Origin of the sequence: Streptomyces sp. NBC_01476, from assembly GCF_036227265.1 — a bacterium.
In the GTDB taxonomy this organism is placed as follows: Bacteria; Actinomycetota; Actinomycetes; order Streptomycetales; family Streptomycetaceae; genus Actinacidiphila.
Genome location: NZ_CP109446.1, coordinates 3,734,615 through 3,754,807, shown reverse-complemented (window position 1 = coordinate 3,754,807; position 20,193 = coordinate 3,734,615). Strand labels below are relative to the sequence as shown.

Annotated in this window: 16 protein-coding genes and 1 pseudogene; 8 read left to right on the top strand and 9 right to left on the bottom strand. The window is 73.0% G+C overall.

Translation table 11 applies throughout. The features are described 5' to 3' along the window. The first annotated feature begins 12 nt into the window (after positions 1-12). Complete coding sequence (locus tag OG552_RS16360; protein ID WP_329133588.1) at positions 13-600, top strand: GNAT family N-acetyltransferase; 588 nt, start codon at positions 13-15, stop codon at positions 598-600. Positions 601-656: 56 nt separating this feature from the next. Continuing rightward, positions 657-1,025, top strand: a complete 369-nt coding sequence (locus OG552_RS16355; protein WP_329133586.1) for a DUF952 domain-containing protein — start codon at positions 657-659, stop codon at positions 1,023-1,025. A gap of 12 nt (positions 1,026-1,037) precedes the next feature. Here the strand turns inward: OG552_RS16355 and OG552_RS16350 are convergent, their stop codons facing one another. Beyond that, the gene (locus tag OG552_RS16350; protein ID WP_329140858.1) at positions 1,038-1,625 is read right to left on the bottom strand and encodes a histone deacetylase; all 588 of its coding nucleotides are present in this window, start codon (positions 1,623-1,625) and stop codon (positions 1,038-1,040) included. Positions 1,626-1,919: 294 nt separating this feature from the next. Here OG552_RS16350 and OG552_RS16345 point away from each other — a divergent pair, with 294 nt between their 5' ends. From OG552_RS16345 to OG552_RS16335, 3 genes are all read left to right on the top strand, one after another. Next, on the top strand, positions 1,920-2,438 hold the full coding sequence (locus OG552_RS16345; RefSeq protein WP_329133584.1) for a DinB family protein: 519 nt from the start codon (positions 1,920-1,922) through the stop codon (positions 2,436-2,438). A gap of 566 nt (positions 2,439-3,004) precedes the next feature. After that, positions 3,005-4,633, top strand: a complete 1,629-nt coding sequence (locus tag OG552_RS16340) for an MFS transporter (RefSeq protein WP_329133582.1) — start codon at positions 3,005-3,007, stop codon at positions 4,631-4,633. Positions 4,634-4,737: 104 nt separating this feature from the next. After that, entirely contained in the window at positions 4,738-5,670 is a 933-nt protein-coding gene (locus OG552_RS16335; protein WP_329133580.1) for a DUF5996 family protein, read from the top strand. 37 nt (positions 5,671-5,707) lie between these two features. Here OG552_RS16335 and OG552_RS16330 read toward each other — a convergent pair whose 3' ends face one another. From OG552_RS16330 to OG552_RS16315, 4 genes and pseudogenes are all read right to left on the bottom strand, one after another. Continuing rightward, on the bottom strand, positions 5,708-6,565 hold the full coding sequence (locus OG552_RS16330; RefSeq protein WP_329133579.1) for a phosphotransferase enzyme family protein: 858 nt from the start codon (positions 6,563-6,565) through the stop codon (positions 5,708-5,710). 152 nt (positions 6,566-6,717) lie between these two features. Further along, the gene (locus tag OG552_RS16325) at positions 6,718-7,233 is read right to left on the bottom strand and encodes a hypothetical protein (protein ID WP_329133577.1); all 516 of its coding nucleotides are present in this window, start codon (positions 7,231-7,233) and stop codon (positions 6,718-6,720) included. Positions 7,234-8,597: 1,364 nt separating this feature from the next. Then, positions 8,598-10,810: pseudogene (locus OG552_RS16320) on the bottom strand (NHLP bacteriocin export ABC transporter permease/ATPase subunit); the annotation flags it as partial. A gap of 676 nt (positions 10,811-11,486) precedes the next feature. After that, positions 11,487-11,720 (bottom strand): AAA family ATPase, encoded by a 234-nt coding sequence (locus OG552_RS16315; RefSeq protein WP_329133575.1) that lies wholly within the window; start codon positions 11,718-11,720, stop codon positions 11,487-11,489. Between the two features lie 761 nt (positions 11,721-12,481). On the opposite strand from OG552_RS16315, the gene OG552_RS16310 reads away from it, so the two are divergent. Together OG552_RS16310 and OG552_RS16305 are read left to right on the top strand one after the other, a co-directional pair. Further along, positions 12,482-13,162, top strand: coding sequence for a DUF4232 domain-containing protein (locus tag OG552_RS16310; protein ID WP_329133573.1), 681 nt, complete (start codon positions 12,482-12,484; stop codon positions 13,160-13,162). Between the two features lie 365 nt (positions 13,163-13,527). Further along, entirely contained in the window at positions 13,528-13,884 is a 357-nt protein-coding gene (locus tag OG552_RS16305) for a VOC family protein (protein WP_329133571.1), read from the top strand. Between the two features lie 670 nt (positions 13,885-14,554). On the opposite strand, the gene OG552_RS16300 is transcribed toward OG552_RS16305, so the two are convergent. Continuing rightward, complete coding sequence (locus tag OG552_RS16300; RefSeq protein ID WP_329133569.1) at positions 14,555-15,034, bottom strand: macro domain-containing protein; 480 nt, start codon at positions 15,032-15,034, stop codon at positions 14,555-14,557. A 342-nt stretch (positions 15,035-15,376) separates the two neighbouring features. Continuing rightward, a complete protein-coding gene (locus OG552_RS16295; RefSeq protein ID WP_329133567.1) occupies positions 15,377-15,526 on the bottom strand; it encodes a hypothetical protein in 150 nt (49 codons plus the stop codon). A 926-nt stretch (positions 15,527-16,452) separates the two neighbouring features. On the opposite strand from OG552_RS16295, the gene OG552_RS16290 reads away from it, so the two are divergent. Next, a complete protein-coding gene (locus tag OG552_RS16290) occupies positions 16,453-17,403 on the top strand; it encodes a hypothetical protein (protein ID WP_329133564.1) in 951 nt (316 codons plus the stop codon). Between the two features lie 203 nt (positions 17,404-17,606). Here OG552_RS16290 and OG552_RS16285 read toward each other — a convergent pair whose 3' ends face one another. Together OG552_RS16285 and OG552_RS16280 are read right to left on the bottom strand one after the other, a co-directional pair. Beyond that, positions 17,607-19,418: a PA14 domain-containing protein gene (locus OG552_RS16285; protein ID WP_329133563.1), complete on the bottom strand. Its 1,812-nt coding sequence runs from the start codon at positions 19,416-19,418 to the stop codon at positions 17,607-17,609. 289 nt (positions 19,419-19,707) lie between these two features. Continuing rightward, positions 19,708-20,193, bottom strand: coding sequence for a DUF6086 family protein (locus OG552_RS16280; RefSeq protein ID WP_329133561.1), 486 nt, complete (start codon positions 20,191-20,193; stop codon positions 19,708-19,710).

The following is a 20,193-nucleotide window of genomic DNA, read 5'->3' as shown; positions in this document are numbered from 1 at the left end:
GGGGGCGGGACGATGGGCGTGCCGACGCGCAGGGCCGGGGCGGACGACAGGACCGCGGTGGTCGACCTGTTGCACAGGGCGTTCTCGAAGGATGCGGTGAGTCTGTGGGTGTTCCCGGATCCCGGCCAACTGGAGCGGAATCACGGCAGGTTGATGGGCGCCTTCTTCGACATGGCCCTCGAAGGAGGCTGGATCGACCTGGTCGAGGACGGGTCGGCGGTCGCGCTCTGGCAGTCCGTTCCGGCCGGTGATCACGGGGACGACGACCCGGCGGGCTTCCGCGCCTCGATCGACCCCGCCAACCAGCGCATCGAGGAGATCTCCCGGCTCACCGCCGAGGCCCACCCCAAGGGCCGCGCCCACGACCACCTGATGGTCATCGGCGTCGAGCCGGAGCTGCACGGCAAGGGCATCGGCGGCGACCTCATCGCGTCCGTGCTGGGCCGTTGCGACCGGGAGGGGCGGCCGGCGTATCTCGAAGCGAGCAGCCTGCGCAGCCGCGCCCTCTACGAACGCCTCGGCTTCACCTTCATGGGCCGCACGATCGACCTCCCCGGCGGCCCGGCGATGTACCCGATGTGGCGCGAGCCCCGGGGCTGACCCGCCCGGCGGTAATCGCCTCGCCATGGTCCACGGAATCTGCCAGCGTGGGGGCCATGGCGGAACTCCTCCACATCACCGAACGCTCCCTGTGGGAAGCGGCCCGCGCCGTCGGCGCCTACACCGGGTCCACCCGCGGCCGCACCCTTGAGCAGGAGGGCTTCATCCACTGCTCCTTGCGCCACCAACTCGCCGGTGTGGCCGCGTTGTTGTACGGCGACCCGCCGGACAGGGACGACCTGGTCGTCCTCGTGATCGACGACACGCTCGTGCCGTCGCCGGTGCGTTACGAGTCGCCGGCTCCCGGCGCCCCCGAATTCCCGCACATCTACGGGCCGTTGCCGGTCACGGCGGTACGTGCGGTGGAGTCGTGGCCGGCGGATCTGACGGATGCGGCGGATCCGGTCCGGGCCGGAGCGTCGTAAGGCGCCGTGAGGTCACTCCCCGTTCTCCGTCAGCAGCAACTCCACTTCCGCCGGCTCCCATTGACCGGCGGCCCCGGGCAGCCCGGCCAGATAGGCCGCGACCGACTCCGTGTCCCAGGTGCCCGCCTCCAGCAGGCCCGCGCCGAGGTGCCGCAGGTAGGCGGCCGACGGCGGGGTCAGTTGAACGTCGGCGGCCCGCCACGGCGCGGTGAAGGTCAGCACCGGCAGACCGTCCACGTCACCCGCGTGGACGAGCGTTTCGTAGCGCCCGGGACCCAGGCGGGCCCGGCCCTCGGTGAGGACCGGCGTGAGGTCGAGGTCCCGGCCGGGCGGACCGTACATCTCCTGGGCGGCGATGTCGGCGAACTGCTCCGCGGTCACCAGATGGGCCCGCATACGGGCGCGGCCCGGCGCGCCCGGATCGTAGAAGGCCCGCCCGCCGCCCCAGACCGGGGACTGGGTGGCGAAGTACACGGTGCCGGGGAGTTCGAGGGCCAGCGAGCGGCGCGGGGTCCGCGGGTCGCGGCAGCCGGGATACGTGCGGGCGGCGCCGGGCGGCCGGCCGCCGACGAGGTACGAACGCAGGCGCGCGCTGTGCATGTTGGCGCCGTACGAGGCGTACCAGATGTGTTCGGCGGGGGAGGTGGGCGGCCTGCCGGCCCGGGCCCGGTGCGCTTCGGCGTCGCGTCCTTCGTCGCCGTGTCCCTCGTCGCCGTGGCGCCCGGCGTCCCAGCCTTCGGCGCCGGCCCCGCCGCCGCTGCCGCGCACCCCGTGGACGTTCACACCGCTCCCGGGGTGGGCGGCGCCGGACGCGCTCCACCGGCCAGGTTCGGCCTTCCGACCAGCCGCGGACGTGGGAATCCCGCCCGCACGACCCCCGAAGGAGTCCCCCTCATGACCGCCACCCCCGTGGATCCCCGCATCGGCCCGCCCAACTTCGCCACCGAGCGCGACATGCTCCGCGCCTTCCTCGACTACCATCGCGCGACCCTCGCCCTGAAGTGCGAAGGACTCACCGACGACGAACTGCGCCGGCAGTCCAGCCCGCCCTCCACGCTCACCCTGCTCGGCCTGGTCCGCCACCTCGCCGAGGTCGAACGCACCTGGTTCCAGAGGGTGTTCGTTGACAACGACGCGCCGATGCTGTGGTCCGGGACCGTCGACTTCCAGGCCGCCTACGACGCGAGCGGGTCCTCGCGTGCCGAGGCGTTCGCCGCGTGGGAGGCCGAGGTCGAGAACTCGCGCCGGGTCGAACGCGAGGCGGAATCCCTCGACCAGGCCGGCTACCAGCCCCGCTGGGAGGAGGAGGTCTCACTGCGGATGGTGATGATCCACGTCCTCCTGGAGTACGCGCGGCACAACGGCCACGCGGACTTCCTCCGCGAGGGGATCGACGGCGTCGTCGGTGCGTGACGCCGTGCCGGCGGCTTACCGGGGTTGGCTGACGCCGTGCGGCGGCTGACCGGGGCCGCTGGCCGTGGCGTGCCTGACGCCGTGCCGGCGGCTGACCGCGGGTGGCTGATGGCGTGCGGGCGGCTCACCGAGGACCCTGGCCGGCGGTGCGTGACGCCGTGCCGGCGGCTTACCGGGGTTGGCTGACGCCGTGCGGCCGGCTGACCGGGGCCGCTGGTCGTGGCGTGCCTGACGCCGTGCCGCGTTACCGGGGTGGTTGACGTCGTGCGGGCGGCTCACCGAGGACCCTGGCCGTCGGTGCCTGATGCCGTGCCGGCGGCTTGTGGGAGTGGCTTACGCCGTGCGGCCGGCCGACCGGGGCTGCTGACCAGCGGTGCCTGACGCTGTGCGGCTCGGCGTGGAGCCCGGCTTCCGGGTGCCGGCCGGAGAACCTGGCCGGCGAGCCCGAGCGCCGTGTGGGGGGCGGCCGGACCGCCGCCACCCCCCGGCCGCCTCAACCCGCGTCCCGGCCCCCCGTAAGGCACCGTACGGTTGCTCCGTCGTTCCGGAGCTCAGAAGGAGTCGAGATGTCCGCAGTCACGTCGCCGCCGGGCGGGCCGGCCGCACCGCAGCCGCCGGGTCCCGCTCCTTCCGCGTGGGCGCCGCTGCGCATCCGCACGTTCCGGTCGCTGTGGCTGGCACAGCTCGGCTCCAACGTCGGCACCTGGATGCAGACCGTCGGCGCGCAGTGGATGCTCGTCCACCAGCCGAACGCCGCCACCCTCACCTCGATGGTCCAAGCGGCCTCCCTCCTGCCGGTGCTCTTCCTGTCGCTGCCGGCCGGGGTGCTGGCCGACGTCATGGACCGCAGGCGCCTGCTGATCGGCCTCTCGGTGGCGATGACCTGCCTGAGCGCGGTCCTCGCCCTGCTCACCGCCGCCGGTCTCACCACCCCCACCGTGCTGATCGCCCTGGTCTTCCTGATCGGCTGCGGCAGCGCGCTGACCGGCCCCGGCTGGCAGGCGATCCAGCCCGAACTCGTACCGCGCGAGCAGATCCCGGCCGCCGCGGCCCTCGGCAGCCTCAATGTGAACCTCGCCCGCGCCGTGGGCCCCGCGCTGGCCGGTGTGATCGTCGCACTGACCGGGCCCGACGTGGTCTTCGGCATCAACGCCGTGTCCTTCATCGGCGTGGTCGGCGCGCTGCTGCTCTGGCACCGCGCCACCGCCCGGTCCGGCGCCGCGCCCGAACGGATGCGTTCCGCGCTCTCCGCCGGCACCCGCTACGTGCACAACGCGCCCGGCGTCCGGCGGGTGCTGCTGCGTTCCGGGCTGTTCGTCGTGCCCGCGTCCGCGCTGTGGGGACTGCTGCCGGTGGTCTCCTCCTCCCGGCTCGGTCTCGGCGCGGGCGGTTACGGTCTGCTGCTCGGCGCGCTCGGTCTCGGCGCGATCATCGGCGCGGTGACCATCAAGAACGTCCGCAAGGTGTTCGGCCGCAATGTGCTGCTCGGGGCGAGCGGCGTGGCCTTCGCGGCCGGCAGCGCGGTCGCGGCCGTCGTCACCCAGCCGGCGGTGGTCGCGGTGGTCCTGATCGTCACCGGCGTCGGCTGGCTGTACGCCCTGTCCACGCTCAACACCACCTTGCAGCTGGCGCTCCCCGCGTGGGTGAGGGCCCGGGGCCTGGCCCTCTACCTGATGGTGTTCATGGGCGGCCAGGGCATCGGCACCCTGCTGTGGGGCCTGCTGGCCGACGCGGCCGGCACCCCCACGACGCTCCTCATCGCCACCGGTCTGCTGCTGGTCACCTCCGCGTCCCTGGCCCGCTGGCCGATGCTGACGCTCACCGGCACCCTCGACCGGGACATCGTGGCCCCCTGGCCGGAACCCATGCTGACCACGGATGTGGCACCCGACGACGGCCCCGTTCTCGTCGAGGTGACGTACGAGGTGACGGCCGAGCAGGTGGGCCCCTTCCGCGAGGCGATGGCCGCGCTGGCGGTCTCCCGGCGGCGTACCGGCGCGGTCCACTGGTCGCTCTACCAGGACGCCGAGCACGACGACACCTGGGTCGAGGTCTTCGAGGTCCCCTCCTGGGAGGAGCACCTGCGGCAGCACGAAGGGCGGCTCACCGCCTACGACGTCGAGCTGCTGGACCGGGCGTGGAGCAAGGCGGGGCGGGAGCCGGTGGTACGGCATCTGGTGCCGCCGGCGGGCTGATCAGCGCTGGCGGGGGCGGCCGGGGTCGCCCAGGATGGGCGGGGGACCGGACGGCGGTACGCGCCCGGCCCGGTCCCGCCGACCCCGGAACCCTGGAGCGCCCGATGGAACTCTTCCCGCCCCTGCCGCTGGAGTCCTGGCGGGACACGAAGGAGACCCTGCACCGCTTTCTGCAGGTCGTCGGCAAGATCCGGCTGGCCGGCAGCTTCCGCCGCAACCACTGGTGGAACGTCCCCTTCCACCTCACCGGCCAGGGCATCACGACCCGGCCGATGGGACCGCTCGCCGACGGTGACGCCTTCTGCGTCGACTTCGACTTCGTCGGGCACCGCCTCGTCGTACGGACGCTGACCGGCCGTGAGACGTCCTTCCCGCTGGCCGGCCGTTCGGTCGCCGCCTTCTACCGGGACACCCTGGCCGCGCTGGTCGCGCTCGGGATCGAGGTGGAGCCGCAGCACCCGTACCCGTTCGACCTCCCGGACGCGGACCGCCCCTTCGCCGAGGACCACGAGCACCGTGCGTACGACCCCGCCGCGGTCAGCCGCTACTGGCAGATCCTCAGCCAGGTCGCCCTCCTGCTGGAGGAGTACGCGGCCGGCTTCTCCGGGAAGACCAGCCCGGTCCACCACTTCTGGCACACCTTCGACATCGCCGTCACCCGCTTCTCCGACCGCGAGGTGGAGCCGTCGCCGGGCGCCGACCCGGTCACCCGGGAGGCGTACTCGCGGGAGGTGATCAGCGCGGGATTCTGGTTCGGCGACGACACCGTCCCGGCGCCCGCGTTCTACTCCTACACCGCCCCCGAGCCGGCGGACCTGACCACCCGCCCGCTGCGCCCCGACGCGGCCCAATGGTCCCCCGCCCGCGGCTCCCACCTCGCCACCCTCATGTACGACGACGTCCGGACCGCCGCCGACCCCTGGACGACGGCCCTCACCTTCCTCAACACCGCCTACCGCGCGGGCGCCGACCTCGCCGGCTGGGAACCCCGCCGCGAATGCCCCGGCGGCGTCACCGACCAACTCCTCCGCGCCTGACGGGAGCCGCGCGGCGCCCGCCGACCACTCGGGATGGTCAGCGACCGGCTTCCAGGCGGTCGAGGACGGAGGACGCGTGGCGTTCGAAGTCGTGGTCCTCGCGCGGGCGGGCGTACGGGAAGATGCCGGCGGCGGCCCACAGGCGGACGGTGTCGATCGCGTCGAGCCGGACGGGTTCGGCCGCCGGCCAACTCCGTTGGTAACCGCGGAGGAAGACTTCCCGGTCCGCCGGGGCGTCGAGTTCGCGGTCCCACAACTTGGCGAAGTCCAGCAGCGGATGACCGATCGCCGCGTGCTCGAAGTCGAGCAGCCACAGCCGGCCGGCGGGGTCGGTGTGGAGGTTGCGCCAGCCCATGTCGCCATGGAGCAGGCATACGCTGCCGCCGTTCCCTTCCCTGTTCCCGCCGCGGGCGGCGATCCGTTCGTGGAGCCGCTGGACGCGCCGAGCCAGGGGCGCGTCGAACTCCGCGATGCGGGCGGTCTTCTCGGCGATGAGCCGGTGCACATCGGCGTACCGGCGCAGCGCGTCGTCCTGGATGCCGTTCGTCGCGGCGTGCAGCCGGCCCAGCAGGTGTCCGGCGCGCTCGACCAGATCCCGCACCGGGACGAAGGCGTCGAAGTCCCGCCACTCGTACGCCAGCCACCACCGCCGCTCGCCGACGGCCCCGTGGTCGAGGAGGCGGGGCACCGGGACGCCGCCGTCCAGGAGATGCCGCTGCGCACGGACCTCGGCGGTGTAGTACGCGGGATTGCCGTCGATCACCTTGACGAACACCCTGGTCCCGTCGGCGGTGACGCCGCGGTAGTGCGTGTTGCGGTGCGGGCGGTCATGGACCAGGGGTGTCAGGCGCCCGCCGAAGGCAGCCTCGACCGACGCCGGGGTGTCACCGGTCATCACGGCGTACCTCTCGTACGGCTGGGGGCTTTCCGTGCCTGCGTAGTGCGCGACGGGACCGACTGCCGGGAGGGGCGGGGGCGGCCGGCCGCGTACGGCGGTGAGCCCGCCGGCTCGGGCGGAGCCTCAACGCGCCTATTTGCAGGGCTGTTTCAGTAGTGCCAGTGCGAGTTTCCGGACTGCATGACGCAGGTGATGGAGCGGCCGTCCGCGTCGGTGGTCGACTTTCCGAGATCCGCTTTTCTGCAGATCTGGCCTGCGTGGTAGCAGTTTCCGGCGTTGGAGCGGATGCTGCATGTGCCGCTCGCCGGCGGGGCGGTGGTGTGGTGGACCGCGGGCGCGGTGGTGTGGTGCACCGCGGGTGCGGTCGTGTGTTTGTGGGTGGGCGCCGGCTTGGGCGCCCGGCGGGTGGCGGGCGCGGTGGTGTGGTGGGTGGCCGTGGTGCTCGGCGCGGCTGGGCTGGTGGACGGTGGCGCACTCGGCGACGCGCTCATGGGCGTTGGTGTCGGGGTGGCGGTGGGAGACGTGGTGGCCGCGGCGGCCGTCGTGAGGGTGCTGGTCGTCGGCGTACCGTCCTGCGGGCCCTGTGCTCCCGCGGCCCCGCAGGCAACGAGTGTGAAGGCGGCAAATCCGGCGACAACTGCGGCAGCTATGCGATGGGGATTCATGCCGCGCACGGTATTCCCGGGCCGTGCGCCGGTGTGCCGAAACGAATCGACCTACGCCGCACGCGCCCTCCCCCTGTGGACGGAACGTCCGATTCCCGTGTGCCTGGGGCGTAACCCCCGCGAGAGCCCGGGCGCCGCCGGGCCGAACCACCGACCAAGCCCCAGGCCCTGCGGACCCGCCTGGCGCCGGCGCAGGCCGCCCGCGCTGCTGGCCGCCGGGCCGATCCGCCCTAGCACCCACGCCCAGGCCAGGCCCGGGTCGGCCTCCCGGACCAGCCCTGCGGACCGCCGCGCGGGCTGACCCTGCGGACCTGGCCCGCGAACCCGCCGCGCGGGCCCGCCCTGCGGACCGGCCGCGCGGACCCGCCCTGCGGTCCGGCCTTACGGACCGGCCGCCCGGACCGGCCCTGCGGACTACCGAGCTGACCGCCGCGCCGACCGCCCCCGCGAACCCGGCCCGCGCGCTGGCCTCGCGGACTCGTTCTGCGGGTCGGCCTCGCGGGCTGGCCTCGCGGACCGGCCCCGCGTATCCGCCCTGCGAATCCGTTCTGCGGACCGGCCTTGCGGATCCGCCGCCCGGACGCCCCTGCGAACCCGGCTCGCGCGCTGGCCGCGCGGACCCGCTCTGCGGTCCGGCCGCGCGGACCCGTTCTGCGGACCGCCCCCGCGTATCCGCCCTTCGAACCCGTTCTGCGGTCCGGCCGCGCGAATCCGCCGCCCGGACCGGTCCTGCGAACCCGGCCCGCGCGCTGGCCGCGTGAAACGGCCTCGCGTATCCGCTTCGCGGGCTGGCCCTGCGGACCTGGCCTGCGGACCCGCTCTGCGGTCCGGCCTTACGGACCGGCCGCGCGGACCCGCTCCGCGAATCCGCCCCGCGGGGCCGGGCCCCGCGAATCGGCCCCGCGGGGACCCGGCCCGGCGCTGCGCGCCGTACCCCCCGAGTATCACCCGAACGCACCCTTTTTCTGGGCTAATCGGGTGAATAAGTACGCTATCGGATAGTTGATCTCTGTGGCGGGCGAGACTGATGGGGACCTGGGCCTCCACCAGGGCCCGTAGCCCACCAGAGAAGAAGGATGTGATGTCCCATGCTGCTGTCCTCGCTGCTTGCTTCCGTGACGGAGTTCCTCACCACGGTGATCGGCGCGCTGCTCTGAAACTGGTGAGCCCTGTGCGCCCCGGGCGCCTCGGGCGGTAGCCGCGACCACCCGTCAGTGACGACGGGGCGGACGGTTACCGCTTCGAGGCGCCCTCGGGTTCCCGGGTTCCCGGGTCCCGGTTCACCCCAGGGTGGGACTCGGGCGCTCCCGGGGCACCCCGGGATCACCGGCTTCCCGGGGACCGGGAGCCGTGCCGGGCTCCTGGGAGAGCTGGCGGCGGACGAGTTCATGGAAGAGCCCGGCCGTGTCGGCGAGCAGAGCGGCCGGCGGGCCCTGCTGGACGACGCGGCCCTCGGACAGGACGACCACCCGATGGGCGTCCATGACCGTGGAGAGCCGGTGGGCGATCACCACGCGGGTGGCCCGCAGTTCACGGGTGCTGTCGATCACGACGCGCTGGGTCTCGTTGTCGAGCGCACTGGTGGCTTCGTCGAAGAACAGGATGCGCGGGCGGCGGATCAGCGCCTGCGCGATCATGAGGCGCTGCCGCTGGCCTCCGGAGATGGCGCCGCCGCCGTCGGAGAGCACGGTGTGCATGCCCATCGGCATCCGTTTGACGTCCGCGGCCAGGCCCGCCAGCTCGGCGGCCTCCCACACCTCTTCGAGGGAGAAGCTCCCGGTGCCGCGGATGCAGTCGAGGATCGAGCCGGTGAAGGGCTGTGCGTTCTGCAGCACGACACCGCACTGGCGGCGCAGGGCCGCCTGGTCGAGGGCCGACAGGTCCTTGCCGTCGTAGAGCACGCTGCCCGAGGCCGGCCGGTCGAAGCCGATGAGCAGCCGCAGCAGGGTCGACTTGCCGCAGCCGCTTGCACCCACGATCGCGGTGAACTCGCCCGGCTGTACGCGGAACGACACGTCGTCGAGCACCAGCGGTCCGTCGTCGGCGTACCGGAAGGACAGGTTCCGTACCTCGATGGCACCGGACAGGACGCCGGGCGGCATGCTCCCGCCGCGTACCTCGGGGGCCTCGTCGAGGATCGGCCTGACCTGCTCGAAGAGCGGCAGGACGGAGGCCGCCGAGATGAGGGCGCCGGTGAGCTGGGTCGCCGGGGTGAGCATCATCGTCACGGCGGTGTTGAAGGTGAGGAAGCCGCCCGCCGACAACGCCCCCCGCGCCGGACCGGCCAGCAGCACGAACATGGTGAGGCTGCAGACGGGCAGGCAGGCCGCGTTGAAGACGGTGGTGAGGTTCTGCATCCGGCCGACCCGCTGGCGCAGTTCGCGGCTGCGGGCGAACTCACCCGCCCAGGCCGCGTAGGCGAAGTCCTCCGCGGCGGCGACACGGAGCTTGGGCAGGCCGCGGAGCGTCTGGAAGGCCCGGTTGTTCAGCTTGTTGGTGAGTACGGTCAGCTCGCGCTGCCACCGCAGCTGCGCCAGGCCGAGAGCGGCGACCACCGCGGCGGCGACGGCCAGCATGGCGACCGCGGTCAGCGCCAGCGGAACGCTGTACCAGAGCAGCAGGACGAGATTCACCGTGCCGACCGCGCCGGCCTGTACGACGACCGTGCTGATGCCGGAGAGCACCCGCCGTATCGCGCTGATGCCCATCGCCGCACCGGCCAGTTCCCCGGTCGAGCGCTCGGCGAAGAACGCCGTCGGCAGCCGCAGCAGCCGGTCCCAGACCGCGGGTTGCAAGGTGGCCTCCACCCGCCCCTCGATGCGCAGGATCGCGGTGTTCTGCATCAGCATGAAAGCGGTGGAGATGACGGTGGTGGCCACGATCGCCAGGGTCGTCCGGACGATGAGGCTGTTCTCGGCGTTGGGTACGTAGACGCCGAGGACGCGCCCGGTGGCGATCGGCACCAGCGTCCCGAGCCCGACCGCCACCAGCCCGCCCAGCAGCAGCCCGCGCAGGTCGGCGCCGGTGCCGTGCATGCTGAAGCGGAGCAACCGCCGTGCGGACAACGGCTCTTCGGGCAGCGGGCGGTAGAACATGACCGCGCGGGGGGGGCGAATTCGCCGGCGTTCGCCCGGCTGATCCGTGACCGCCGGCCGGTGGCGGGAGTCACCGCCTCGTATCCGCCGCGGCGCCACAGCAGGGCGACCGGGGCCCCGCTCGCGGCCCGGTGGCCGACCAGGGGGCCGGCGTTCTCGCGCCACCAGTGTCCGGTGAGCCGGACCACGCGGGTACGCAGCCGCGAGTGCACCGCGACCCGCTCGACCGGACTCATCCGGTCGTCCGCCGTCGCGCCCCGCGCGGGCGCGGAGACGGTGACCCCGGCCGCGCGGGCGACGAGCCGGCAGGCGGCGAGCGTGCCGTCGTCACCGGCCGTCGCGCCGGGGCCGGTTGGCTGGTCGTCGCCCGCCGCCCCGCCGGGACCGGGCGCCGCCTTCCCCGGCCCGCGGCTGCCGATGGAGGCCAGCAGGGCCTGGTCGGCCCGCGCGCGGATCTCCTCACCGGCCTTGATACCGGCGGCTCGCTACCGCAGAGGCCCGCGATCCGGGCGGGATCCGCCTCGGCACCAAGGACGGCGACGGCGCCGGCGACGCCGAGGGCGTGCGGCGATATCCGGCGCAGCCGGGCCCGTATCCGGGACGCGAGCCCGGGTACGGGGACTTCGCCGAGCCCGGCCGCCGCGCCGGACGTGGGTGTGACCTCCCGGTCCCTGAGCGCCGCCGCCAACTCCGTCACCAGCAGCGGATTCCCGCCTGCCTCCCGCATCACCGCGGCGACGAACGGCGCCTCGGGTGCGGTGGTGAGAGCGCGTTCGATCAGCGCCGCGGTGGCCGGCGGATCCAGCTCCGACGGACGGAGTTCGGCCGCGCTCATCGCCAGGAGTTCGTCCAGGAGCGCGGGGTCGGAGCACGGCTCACCCAGACAGGCGGTGACCAGCACCGCGATACGCGCATGCTCGACGCGCTGCGGCAGGGCGCTCAGCCAGCGCAGCGACTGCCGATCGATACAGGGGAGGTCGTCCACCGCGACGAGTACGGGCGCCCCGGCTGCCAGCCGCGCCAACGCCTCGTGCAGAGCGCGCAGTTCGGCCGACGACGCCGCGCCTGCCGGTCCGGAGGACGGGGACTCGGCCGCCCCGGGCACACAGACGGCCCCCGCTTCCCCGAGTTCCGCCACGACGGGCTCGAAGAGCCTCGTCACCAGCCCGAGGGGCAGATCGCGTTCGGACGAGATGCCACGTGCCGTGAGCACGGTGCTCCCTCGCGGCGGGCCCGGTCGAGCGCGGCGCCGAGCAGGGCCGTCTTCCCTGACCCCACACCGCCGCTGACCACCACCACGCGGCCGGCGCCTTCCGCGGCTCCGGCCGGCATCGCCTCGATCTCGTCGATCTCCTTGTCACGGCCGACCAGTCCTGACTGGGCCGTCTCCATGTGCCACCCATTCTCGCGGCCGAGTCGGCATGACGGGCGGGGCGGATGAGCGGGCCGCGGAGGTCACGACGGGCTGTCTCCCGCCGGCGTCCGGCCGTACTCCGTCATCCGCGCGGTCCCGCTCCGTCGCCAGGCCGCGGTTCGTCGAGTTCGTCGAGCTCATCACGTGCGTCGAGCTCGTCGCCTCCGTCACGTACGCCCGAAAGGGCACGCGTGGTTCGAGGGTTCGCCGCCGGGTCTTCGGACGCCGCGGACACGGGAGAAAGGGCCGACGGGGACCATGGCCCGGACGCGGACGCGGACGCGGACGCGGACGCGCTCCGGGCGCGGGACAGCGGCGGCGCCGTCGGACATCCGCCGCACCACCGGGACGCCGGGGGCACGGCAGCGTCGAGTGCCGGGTCGTGCCATGCTCGAACACCACAGATCGGTGGACTGGTCAGGTCAGGAAATCGCGCTCCGTAACCATAGCGGCCACGGTGATCACGGGGAACCGAAGCCGCTCCGGGCCGCCTATTTGCCCTTGGCGCACGGGTGTTGGGCGCGGGAGTCGCTCCGCCGAGGGGAACGCGGTGCGAGTGCGGGCCTGTTCAGCCCTCCCGACGACGTTCGCCGAACGGTTCCGCACAACCCGGGCGGGTGTGTAACAACGAGTCGCCGGGACTGTCGTTCAGTCAGGAAGCCGCAGTGACACGGCTGTTGCCTGCCGCCTTCGATACTGGTCGTCACCTGGCCACCACGTTCGATCACTGGGAGAAACCGTGTCTCGTGCCCTGCGCACCGCCGCCGTCGCCGCCACTGCCGTAGTCGTGGCTCTCGGGCTCTCCGCCTGTGACGCGGGGACGTCCACGTCGGCGGACGGCTCGGCGAAGGCGTCGGCGAAGGCGTCCACGCCGGGGGACGCGGCCACCCCCGGGTCCGCGCCCACCACGGGCGGACCGGGCGCTGCGGAGACGGCCGGCGCGAAGCCCGACCCGGCGAACACGGGGGCGCCGTCCTCCGCTGACCGGCCCGCCGCTGCCACCATCGGCCGCTGCCACACCGCCGGGCTGAAGTTCTCCTTCGGCAACGGGGACGGCACCTACAGCAGTTCCGACGACCAGCAGCATCTCCAGGTCCTGATGACGAACAGCGGCGGATCGACCTGCACGGTGAAGGGCTTCCCGGGCGTGGACCTCAAGGCCGCGGACACCTGGTCCCTCACCCGCGCCGCCAAGACCGCCTCCACCGTCACCCTCAAGCCGGGCGCCACCGCGAGCTTCGTCATCACTTTCCTTCCCTTCGAGGTGGGTTCCGGCGAGGAGTTCAAGGCGGCGAGCGTCGTCATCACCCCGCCCAACGAGACCACCTCCGTCACCCTCAACTGGCCCGGCGGCAGCGTCCTGCGCCAGGACGGCGCCACCCACCCCGGCACGTACGTCGGCCCGGTCACCGCGTCCTGACCTCCGTCCGCTGCCGAAGCTGCGCTCGTGGCGCGACCGCTGGGCCGTCGAGCGCCCGGGATGCCCAACTCCGCCTGGGCCGCGACGGCGTGCGACGCGCGCGGCTGCCGGACCATCCGCTGCGCTGTGCTGGCCCCCGCACGGCTGGGTCGGCGGAGCAGGAGGCGTGCCCGCCTCTGCCCGATGTCGCCGAACGCCCCTCGGTGCGCGGGAGCAGGTCAGCCGGGTGCGGGTGCGCCAACGCATCGCCCGGCAGCTGGCCCCCACGACGTGGTTGCCGAACGCACCGCCCGCGTCACTGGCACGCGACGCAGCGGGCGGTGGTGTGGCCGACGGGTCCGACCGGCATCCGGCAGGATGGCGGCATGGAACGTGTGCTTGGTATCGGCGGTTACTTCATGCGTGCTGCGGACCCGGCGGCCTTGGGCGCCTGGTACCGCGACTGCCTCGGCCTGGATGCCGACGAGAACGGCCTGTGGCGGCAGGAGGCCGGACCGACGGTGTTCGCGACGTTCGAGTCCGGGACCGACTACTTCGGCCCCCGCGCCCAGCAGAGCAGCATGCTCAACTTCCGCGTCCGCGACCTGGATGCGATGCTCGCGCAACTGCGCGCCGCGGGAGCGGACGTGGACGAGGCGACCCAGGACATGGAGGGCGTCGGCCGATTCGCCTGGGTCACCGACCCCGAAGGCAACCGGATCGAACTCTGGCAGCCCGCCTGAACGCCTCCTCAGCCGGGCGATGACGTGCCGGCACCCCACCTGACCGTCGCGCGGTGAACCTCCACGCCGGCATGTACCGTCGGCGCTCCAGCTCGATGGGTCCGGCAGCCCCAGCCGGCACGTACCCGCGCGCTCTCGCGGTGATCCACTACCGTCCTCTGGCGGCCCGCCCAGATCGCCGTGGCGGGTGAGGGAGCCGGCCTGGCGTCGGCGGATCAATGTCAGACCAGCCCGACAGCGTCGGCACCGTCGAGCCGAGGGAGGGAACGGCGCCGACGGGAGTCCCCGCAGAACCGGTGCCACAGCACATCGAGAGCCGGAGAAGGTCATCGCCGACGTACTCGGCGTCCTTCGGATCGGTTCCGGCAGCGCCCTGGCGTCCCGGTTCGATCGAGGGCCCCCGGGTCCGGAGTGCGGCTTCTGCATGCGTGAACCCTGCGCGCCGCGCGGTGACGGCCCCGACCGGCACGTCAGGGCGTCGGGCCGGTTCCGTTGGCGGCGCAGGTGCGGGAGGGGGCGCGCCACGGGGAGGTGATTCTGCTGGTGGCGCCGGCTGAGGCCCGCGCCCGGAAGGGGACTGAGCGAGGACCGGCATCTCCGTGGCCCGCGCCGGGGGCGCGACCTGCCAGGCCGGTCCCTCGACATCGACGGCACGCTTGTGACGTGCTGGTCAGCCGTGGTCGTAGACGGTGACCGGTACGCCGGCGGTGACGAGACGTGCGGTGATCGATGGTTCGACGCGCTCCCACTTGCCGCCTGCCAGGCCACAGCCGATCCGCGGCATATGGACCGAGGCATTCAACTCCGCGGCCCGGGCCGCGACAGCCCCGAGGGCCGTGTCGATCGCGTCGTAGCGCACGGGCACGCCCTTGCTGCCGGTGCGCGTGCCGTGCTGGCCGATCATGTTGGCCACCCACAGCAGTCGGTCCACCTGGACGACCTGCACAGCGCCCAGCCTGAAGTCGTTCTTCGCGCGCTCCCGGTGCCATCGCCGATAGGCGGCCTCCGGTTCGGGCCAGCGCTTGGAGATGGCCAGCACGAAGCCCTTGCCCCAGCCGCCCATGTCGTTGCAGACGTGGGCGATCACCTTCGGACCCTTGCCCAGCGGTGTCGTCGCGTCCCCGCGTACGTACGCGATCCCTGTCCCCATGTCCGCCACGGTATCCGCACGCACTGACAACGGCCGGTGCCCGGGCCGGACCTTCACGTCGAAGGGCCCCTCGGTGGGACTCCAGCCCACTGCCGTGCGGAACCCGGTCGGTCCTGCGGGAGCCGGGCCAGCAACGCCGAGCGGGCCGGCGCGTCCTCGTCCCCCGGCTTTCGCTCGTCGGCCTGTTCGGGCCGGGGCAACTCCCCGGCTCAGTCCCAACGGAAGCCCGGGGACCCGTTCCGCCACAGGTCGTCGCCGCTGAACGGGTCGCGCCGAAGGCGCCCTTGGAAGGTGCGCACCAGGAACTCCGCGATGCCGCAGTGGTAACGGCTCCACGCGGGCTCACCGGGACCGGGACCGCCTGCGGAAGATGACGACCGGCCACTCCGCCGGCTCACCGGCGGTGCTCCAGAAGGCGGTGTCGCCGTCGGGGTCGTAACCCCACCCGAACAGGCCGCCGTGCAGCAGGTACTCCGGCTCGATGCCCGCCACGCCTTCTTCCGCCTCGGCGGCGGTCGGCCAGACCCCGGGAGAGCCTTTCCGACCTCGGAGGCGCCGACCGGGGGCAGATCCCGAGGCAGTCCGAACAGCGGCGCGGACCTGCCCGGGGGTAAGTCCGCGAGGCGGCCCGTACCCCCGGTCATGACCCGGATCGCCGATTCGGTAGGGCCGTCGGTCGGCGCGGCCACCGTGCCGTCGCCGTCGCCGTCGCCGTCGCCGGCACCCGCACCGGCGCCGACCGCACGAAAACCCTTGTGAACGAAGGGCCCGGCGCCAACAGAATGGCGCGCATGTCCATGGAGCCTCACGATCCCCGCGTCGCCGTCGAAGACCTCTTCGCGACCCTCGACCCGCTCGTGTACCCGGCCCGCATGCGCGCGCTCGCCACCTGGACGCGGGACCAGGTCCGGAGCAGTCACGGGCAAGAGGAAATCCGGCCGCTGCTGGACGAGTTGGCGGCGCGCGGGCACTACGGACGCGGCCTTGCCGTCGTCGCCGCGACCGTCGCTGGGGACCGTCGGTTTCCTGGAGGCCCGGCTTGCGGATTCCGATGCCACCGTCCGCGCCCACGCGCTCAAGGCCACGCTCCACCTGCCGATCGGCGACGCCGCCCTGGAGCGGGCGATGGACGATGCCCCGGTGGCCGTACGCCGGCAGATCGCCACCGTGGTCGTCTCCGGCGGGCGCACCGATCTGGCGGAACGGCTGGTCTCCACCGTGCGTGACCGGTGGGGGGACGCGGAAGCCGCGCGGCTGCTTCCGGGGTGCGGAGCCGAGGCCGTGGAGCGGCTGCTTCCAGAGCTCTTCCCGGCGGTGGCGCGCTGGCGCCCGCTCGCCCGCCGCCACCCCGGCCTCGTGCTCGACGAGGCCGCGCGCCGGCTCGCCGGGCCTTCGGCATTCCCGGCCAACACCCCGACGTGCAGGCAGCCTGCGTGCCCGTCGCCGCCGAGCTGCTGCCCGCACCGCCGGCCTGGAGACTTCTCGAACGCGCCGCCGACGGCCCCCCGGTCATCCAGTCCGCGCTGCTGCGTGTCAGGCCGTACGAACTCCGGGCCGCTGACCTGTCGCGTTACGCGCGGCTGGTGGGCCGGGTGGCGGGCAGCGGCGACGTGGAGACCGCGGCTGCCGCGACGGGTCTGCTCGCGAGCTGGTCGCCGTGGTACCCCGAAGCCGTACCACTCCTGCTGGCCCGCACCGTCGACCTGGACAACCGCTCGTCCTGGAGGGCGGCTGCGGACGGGCTGGTGGAGCTGACCGCCTCGGCCGGCGGCTCGGAGCCGCTGCTGGAGGCACTGGCGCAGCTCGTAGCCGCGGAAGCGGAGGCCCCCGCACTCCACTTGGACGCAGAGAGCGAGCGGGACCGACCGGCCCGGCAGCGTATCGATCACTTGGTCGGACGATTGTCGACCGCTGTGACGATGCGTCAGGTCGAGGCATCCCGGACGGCGGCTGTGCGCGCGTCCGAACTCCTCTGCGCGACGACGGACTTCGTGCCACAGGGAACTCATCTGGCCGTCACGGCCCTCGGTCTCGACGAGAAGCCGGCGGTGGTGCTCGCCTCACTGGACCGTTTGGCGGCCCTCCACACCGACCGCCCCGCGCTGGCCGCCCGTACCGCGGAGACCCTCCGCAGCCGGCTCAACACCGCCCGCCGTCCCGGCGATCCGCTCGTGCTGCTGATCGCGGTGCAGCGGCTCATCGCGAACGCCGACCACGCAGGCGGGATACTCGCCGTCGCCCTCACGCACGCGCTGGGTTCGCGCACCCGTTGGCCGCAGGACTGGCGCGCCCAGTTGCGCGCCCTTCGCCGCCACCCTCACCCCGATGTCCGGGACGCCGCCCTGGCGTTGAGGACGGCCGCGGAGTGACGGGGGGAGAGCCGGACCGCCTGCCGGCGCGCGACCCGAGAGGAGCGGGACCGCGCACGGGTGAAGACCTCCGCGGCGCCCGCCGCGGACGGCAGGCAGGTCATCTGCTCCGTCCGGCGCGTGATCGGTACGGGACCGGTGCGGGATCACGTGTGATCGGCGCGGCCATCCGCGGCGCTCAGGGCCGGCAACGGCCCCCGCCCTCATAGGGAGTAGCCGCGCGTCGCCGCGCTGTGGACCACCGCCGCGATCGTGCCGTCGGCGAGGACTGCCGTGATCCGGAAGTACGTCGTGTCGCCGAGGGCCGCCGGCAGGAACGTCTCGTACTGGGGGCCTTTGGAGCCCGCAACGGTTTTGAGCCGTGTGTAGGTGTGAGTGGTCGGATTCCAGGTGTCCACGTCGTACTCGGCGACGCCGGCGCAGAGGGCCTCGTCGTCGCACGTCCATCGCACGTAGCCGAGGTTGCCCGTGCTTTCCCGTTTGACGACGGTGAGCGGGCCGGTTTGCTCACCGCGGGCGTCGTCGGGCCTGTTGTCGGGTTCGGTGACGGTGACGGTGGGGGCGTCGCTCCAGGCGATGTGGTTGCCCCACGGGTCGATCGCCGCGACGAAGAAGGTCACAGTTTCGCCGTCCGAAGGTCGCGCGCACAGCAGCGCGTTCGGCACATCCCTTTCGGGAAAGGTGGTCCCGGCGTCCTGGCAGCCGGTGCCGTTGTAGGAGATGCTGCCGTCGGGGCGCCGTACGACACGGGCGGCGACGTAGCTCAGGCCGCTCTCGGCGGGGAGGTCCCAGCTCAGTACGACGCCGTCCGCGCGCGGTGTCGCGGTCAGGCCGGTGAGTGCGGGCGGGGGAACGCTGTCCGGGGTCGCCGTGACCGGCTTCGACATCGGGGACACGTTGCCCGCTGCGTCGGTGACCACGGCGGCGTAGGTGTAGCTGGTGCCGTCGAACGGGAGTTCGTCCATGTAGTCGTCGACCGAAGGTGAGGCCGCCGTCACCGTGGCGATGCGTTCGGGGCTGCCGCCGAGGGTGCCGCCGGTGGAGCGGTAGAGGGCGAGGGTGCCGCCGGCGCGCAGCTCCGACTGGGTGCGGTTGGAGGGCTGGTCCCAGCTGATGTCAAGGAAGTTGGCGGTGCCCACCCGGTGATAGACGGCGAGGACGGGCGCCGTCGGCGTGGTGGTGTCGGGCGGGGTGACCGTCAGCACGGGGGCTCCCACGGAGACGTTCCCGACCCGGTCGGTGGCCTGGACGGTGTACTGGCGCGGCCTGCCGTCCTGCGGCACGTCGGGATCGGTCCACGTGGTCTTGTTGAGCGACCCCATGGGAATCCAGCCGCCGGCATAGATCTGCCGGTACACCTGGTAGGGGTAGGAGGCCAGATCCATCTCCTTGTTGGGCGCCCATGTGAGGGTGGCAGAGCCGGCGTGCTCGTCGTACACCGCCTTCACGCCGGTGGGCGCGAGCGGGGCGACGTTGTCCCGGCCCGACGTGCCGGACGTGCCCGGCGTGTAGGTGAAGGTGACGGCGGCGGCGCCGTTCCAGTTGACGTAGTCGACGCGGAGGGTGTGTGTGCCTTGGGGGACGGTGACGTTGACCGTTTTGGAGACGGTGGTGGCCACGTTCTTCCACAGGTCGATCGTGCGTACGCCGTCGAGGTAGACGCGGATGCCGTCCTGTCCTGAGGCGGTGAAGGTGAAGGGGCCGCCGGAGCCGAAGTCGCGGTTCACGCTCCAGCGCACCGCGAAGCTGTCCTTGCCGACGCCGGGCACGCCGGGGGAGTTGTTGCCCCAGTTCTCGCCGATCGCGGTGTCGCAGTCGGTGCGCTTCGGGGTGCCGGTGAACGTGGCGTTGGCGAAGAACTGCCGGGTGTAGGTGTTCGTCGCGCACGACGACGCTGCCGCCGAGGCCGCCGAGGCCGCCGACGCCCCCGAGGTGACGCCCGCGACGAGACCGCCCGCCAGCGTGACCACGACCGCGGCCGCGGCAGCCGGACGGGATCTTCCGGCACTGCTCACTGAGTCCCCTTTTGAACACCTGGCTGCCCCGCGGGCGGTCGCACAGGATGTGAGATGCATGAGAGCAGGCGGTGGTTGTACGACCAGACCGTTTCCCGCCGCTTTCGAACGGGGCGTCGAGCGAGTGCGTCAGCGTGAGGACCCGGCTCATCCGCCCCGGTCAGAGGCGGTGTTGCCGAACAGCACCCACCGCGAACACCACGGCCCCAACGCGCCAGGACCCCGGATCCCCCTCTCCGGGCCGGGAGTTCGGTCGCCCGGGCGTCGCGGTGCCGCTCTTCCCGGTCGCTCAGCGCGGCATGACAGCCGCGTGCTGGTCGCGCAGAGCGGCCCAGGCGGCCCGTTGTTCGGTCGCCACAGTCGTAGGCACGGGGCGTCCCGCACGGTCGAGGAGTACCAGGGCCGTGGCGATGAACCCCACGGTCAGCGTGCGCTGGATCCCCTGATCCGTCGCACCGTATTCGGCGAGGGAAGCCGCACAGAACGCTTCGAGAACGGAATCGTCCACGCTGCACTCGTCATTGATGACATCGCCGATTCCCGAAGGAACGCCGAGCAGATCGGCGAACAATTCCGCATGGCCGAGGAACAGGCCGGCGACACGGCCGTCGGGCCGCCACAGCCCGACAGTGACAGCGACACCGGCACTGGCACCGGCACCGGCACCGGCACCGGCGGCGTAATGCGAGGAGCCGGTTCTGAACCGCACATAGGATGTCGTGCCGGGGCGCGGCGCGGAAGACCTGCCAGATACGGATATGCCGTCGGCGCTCAT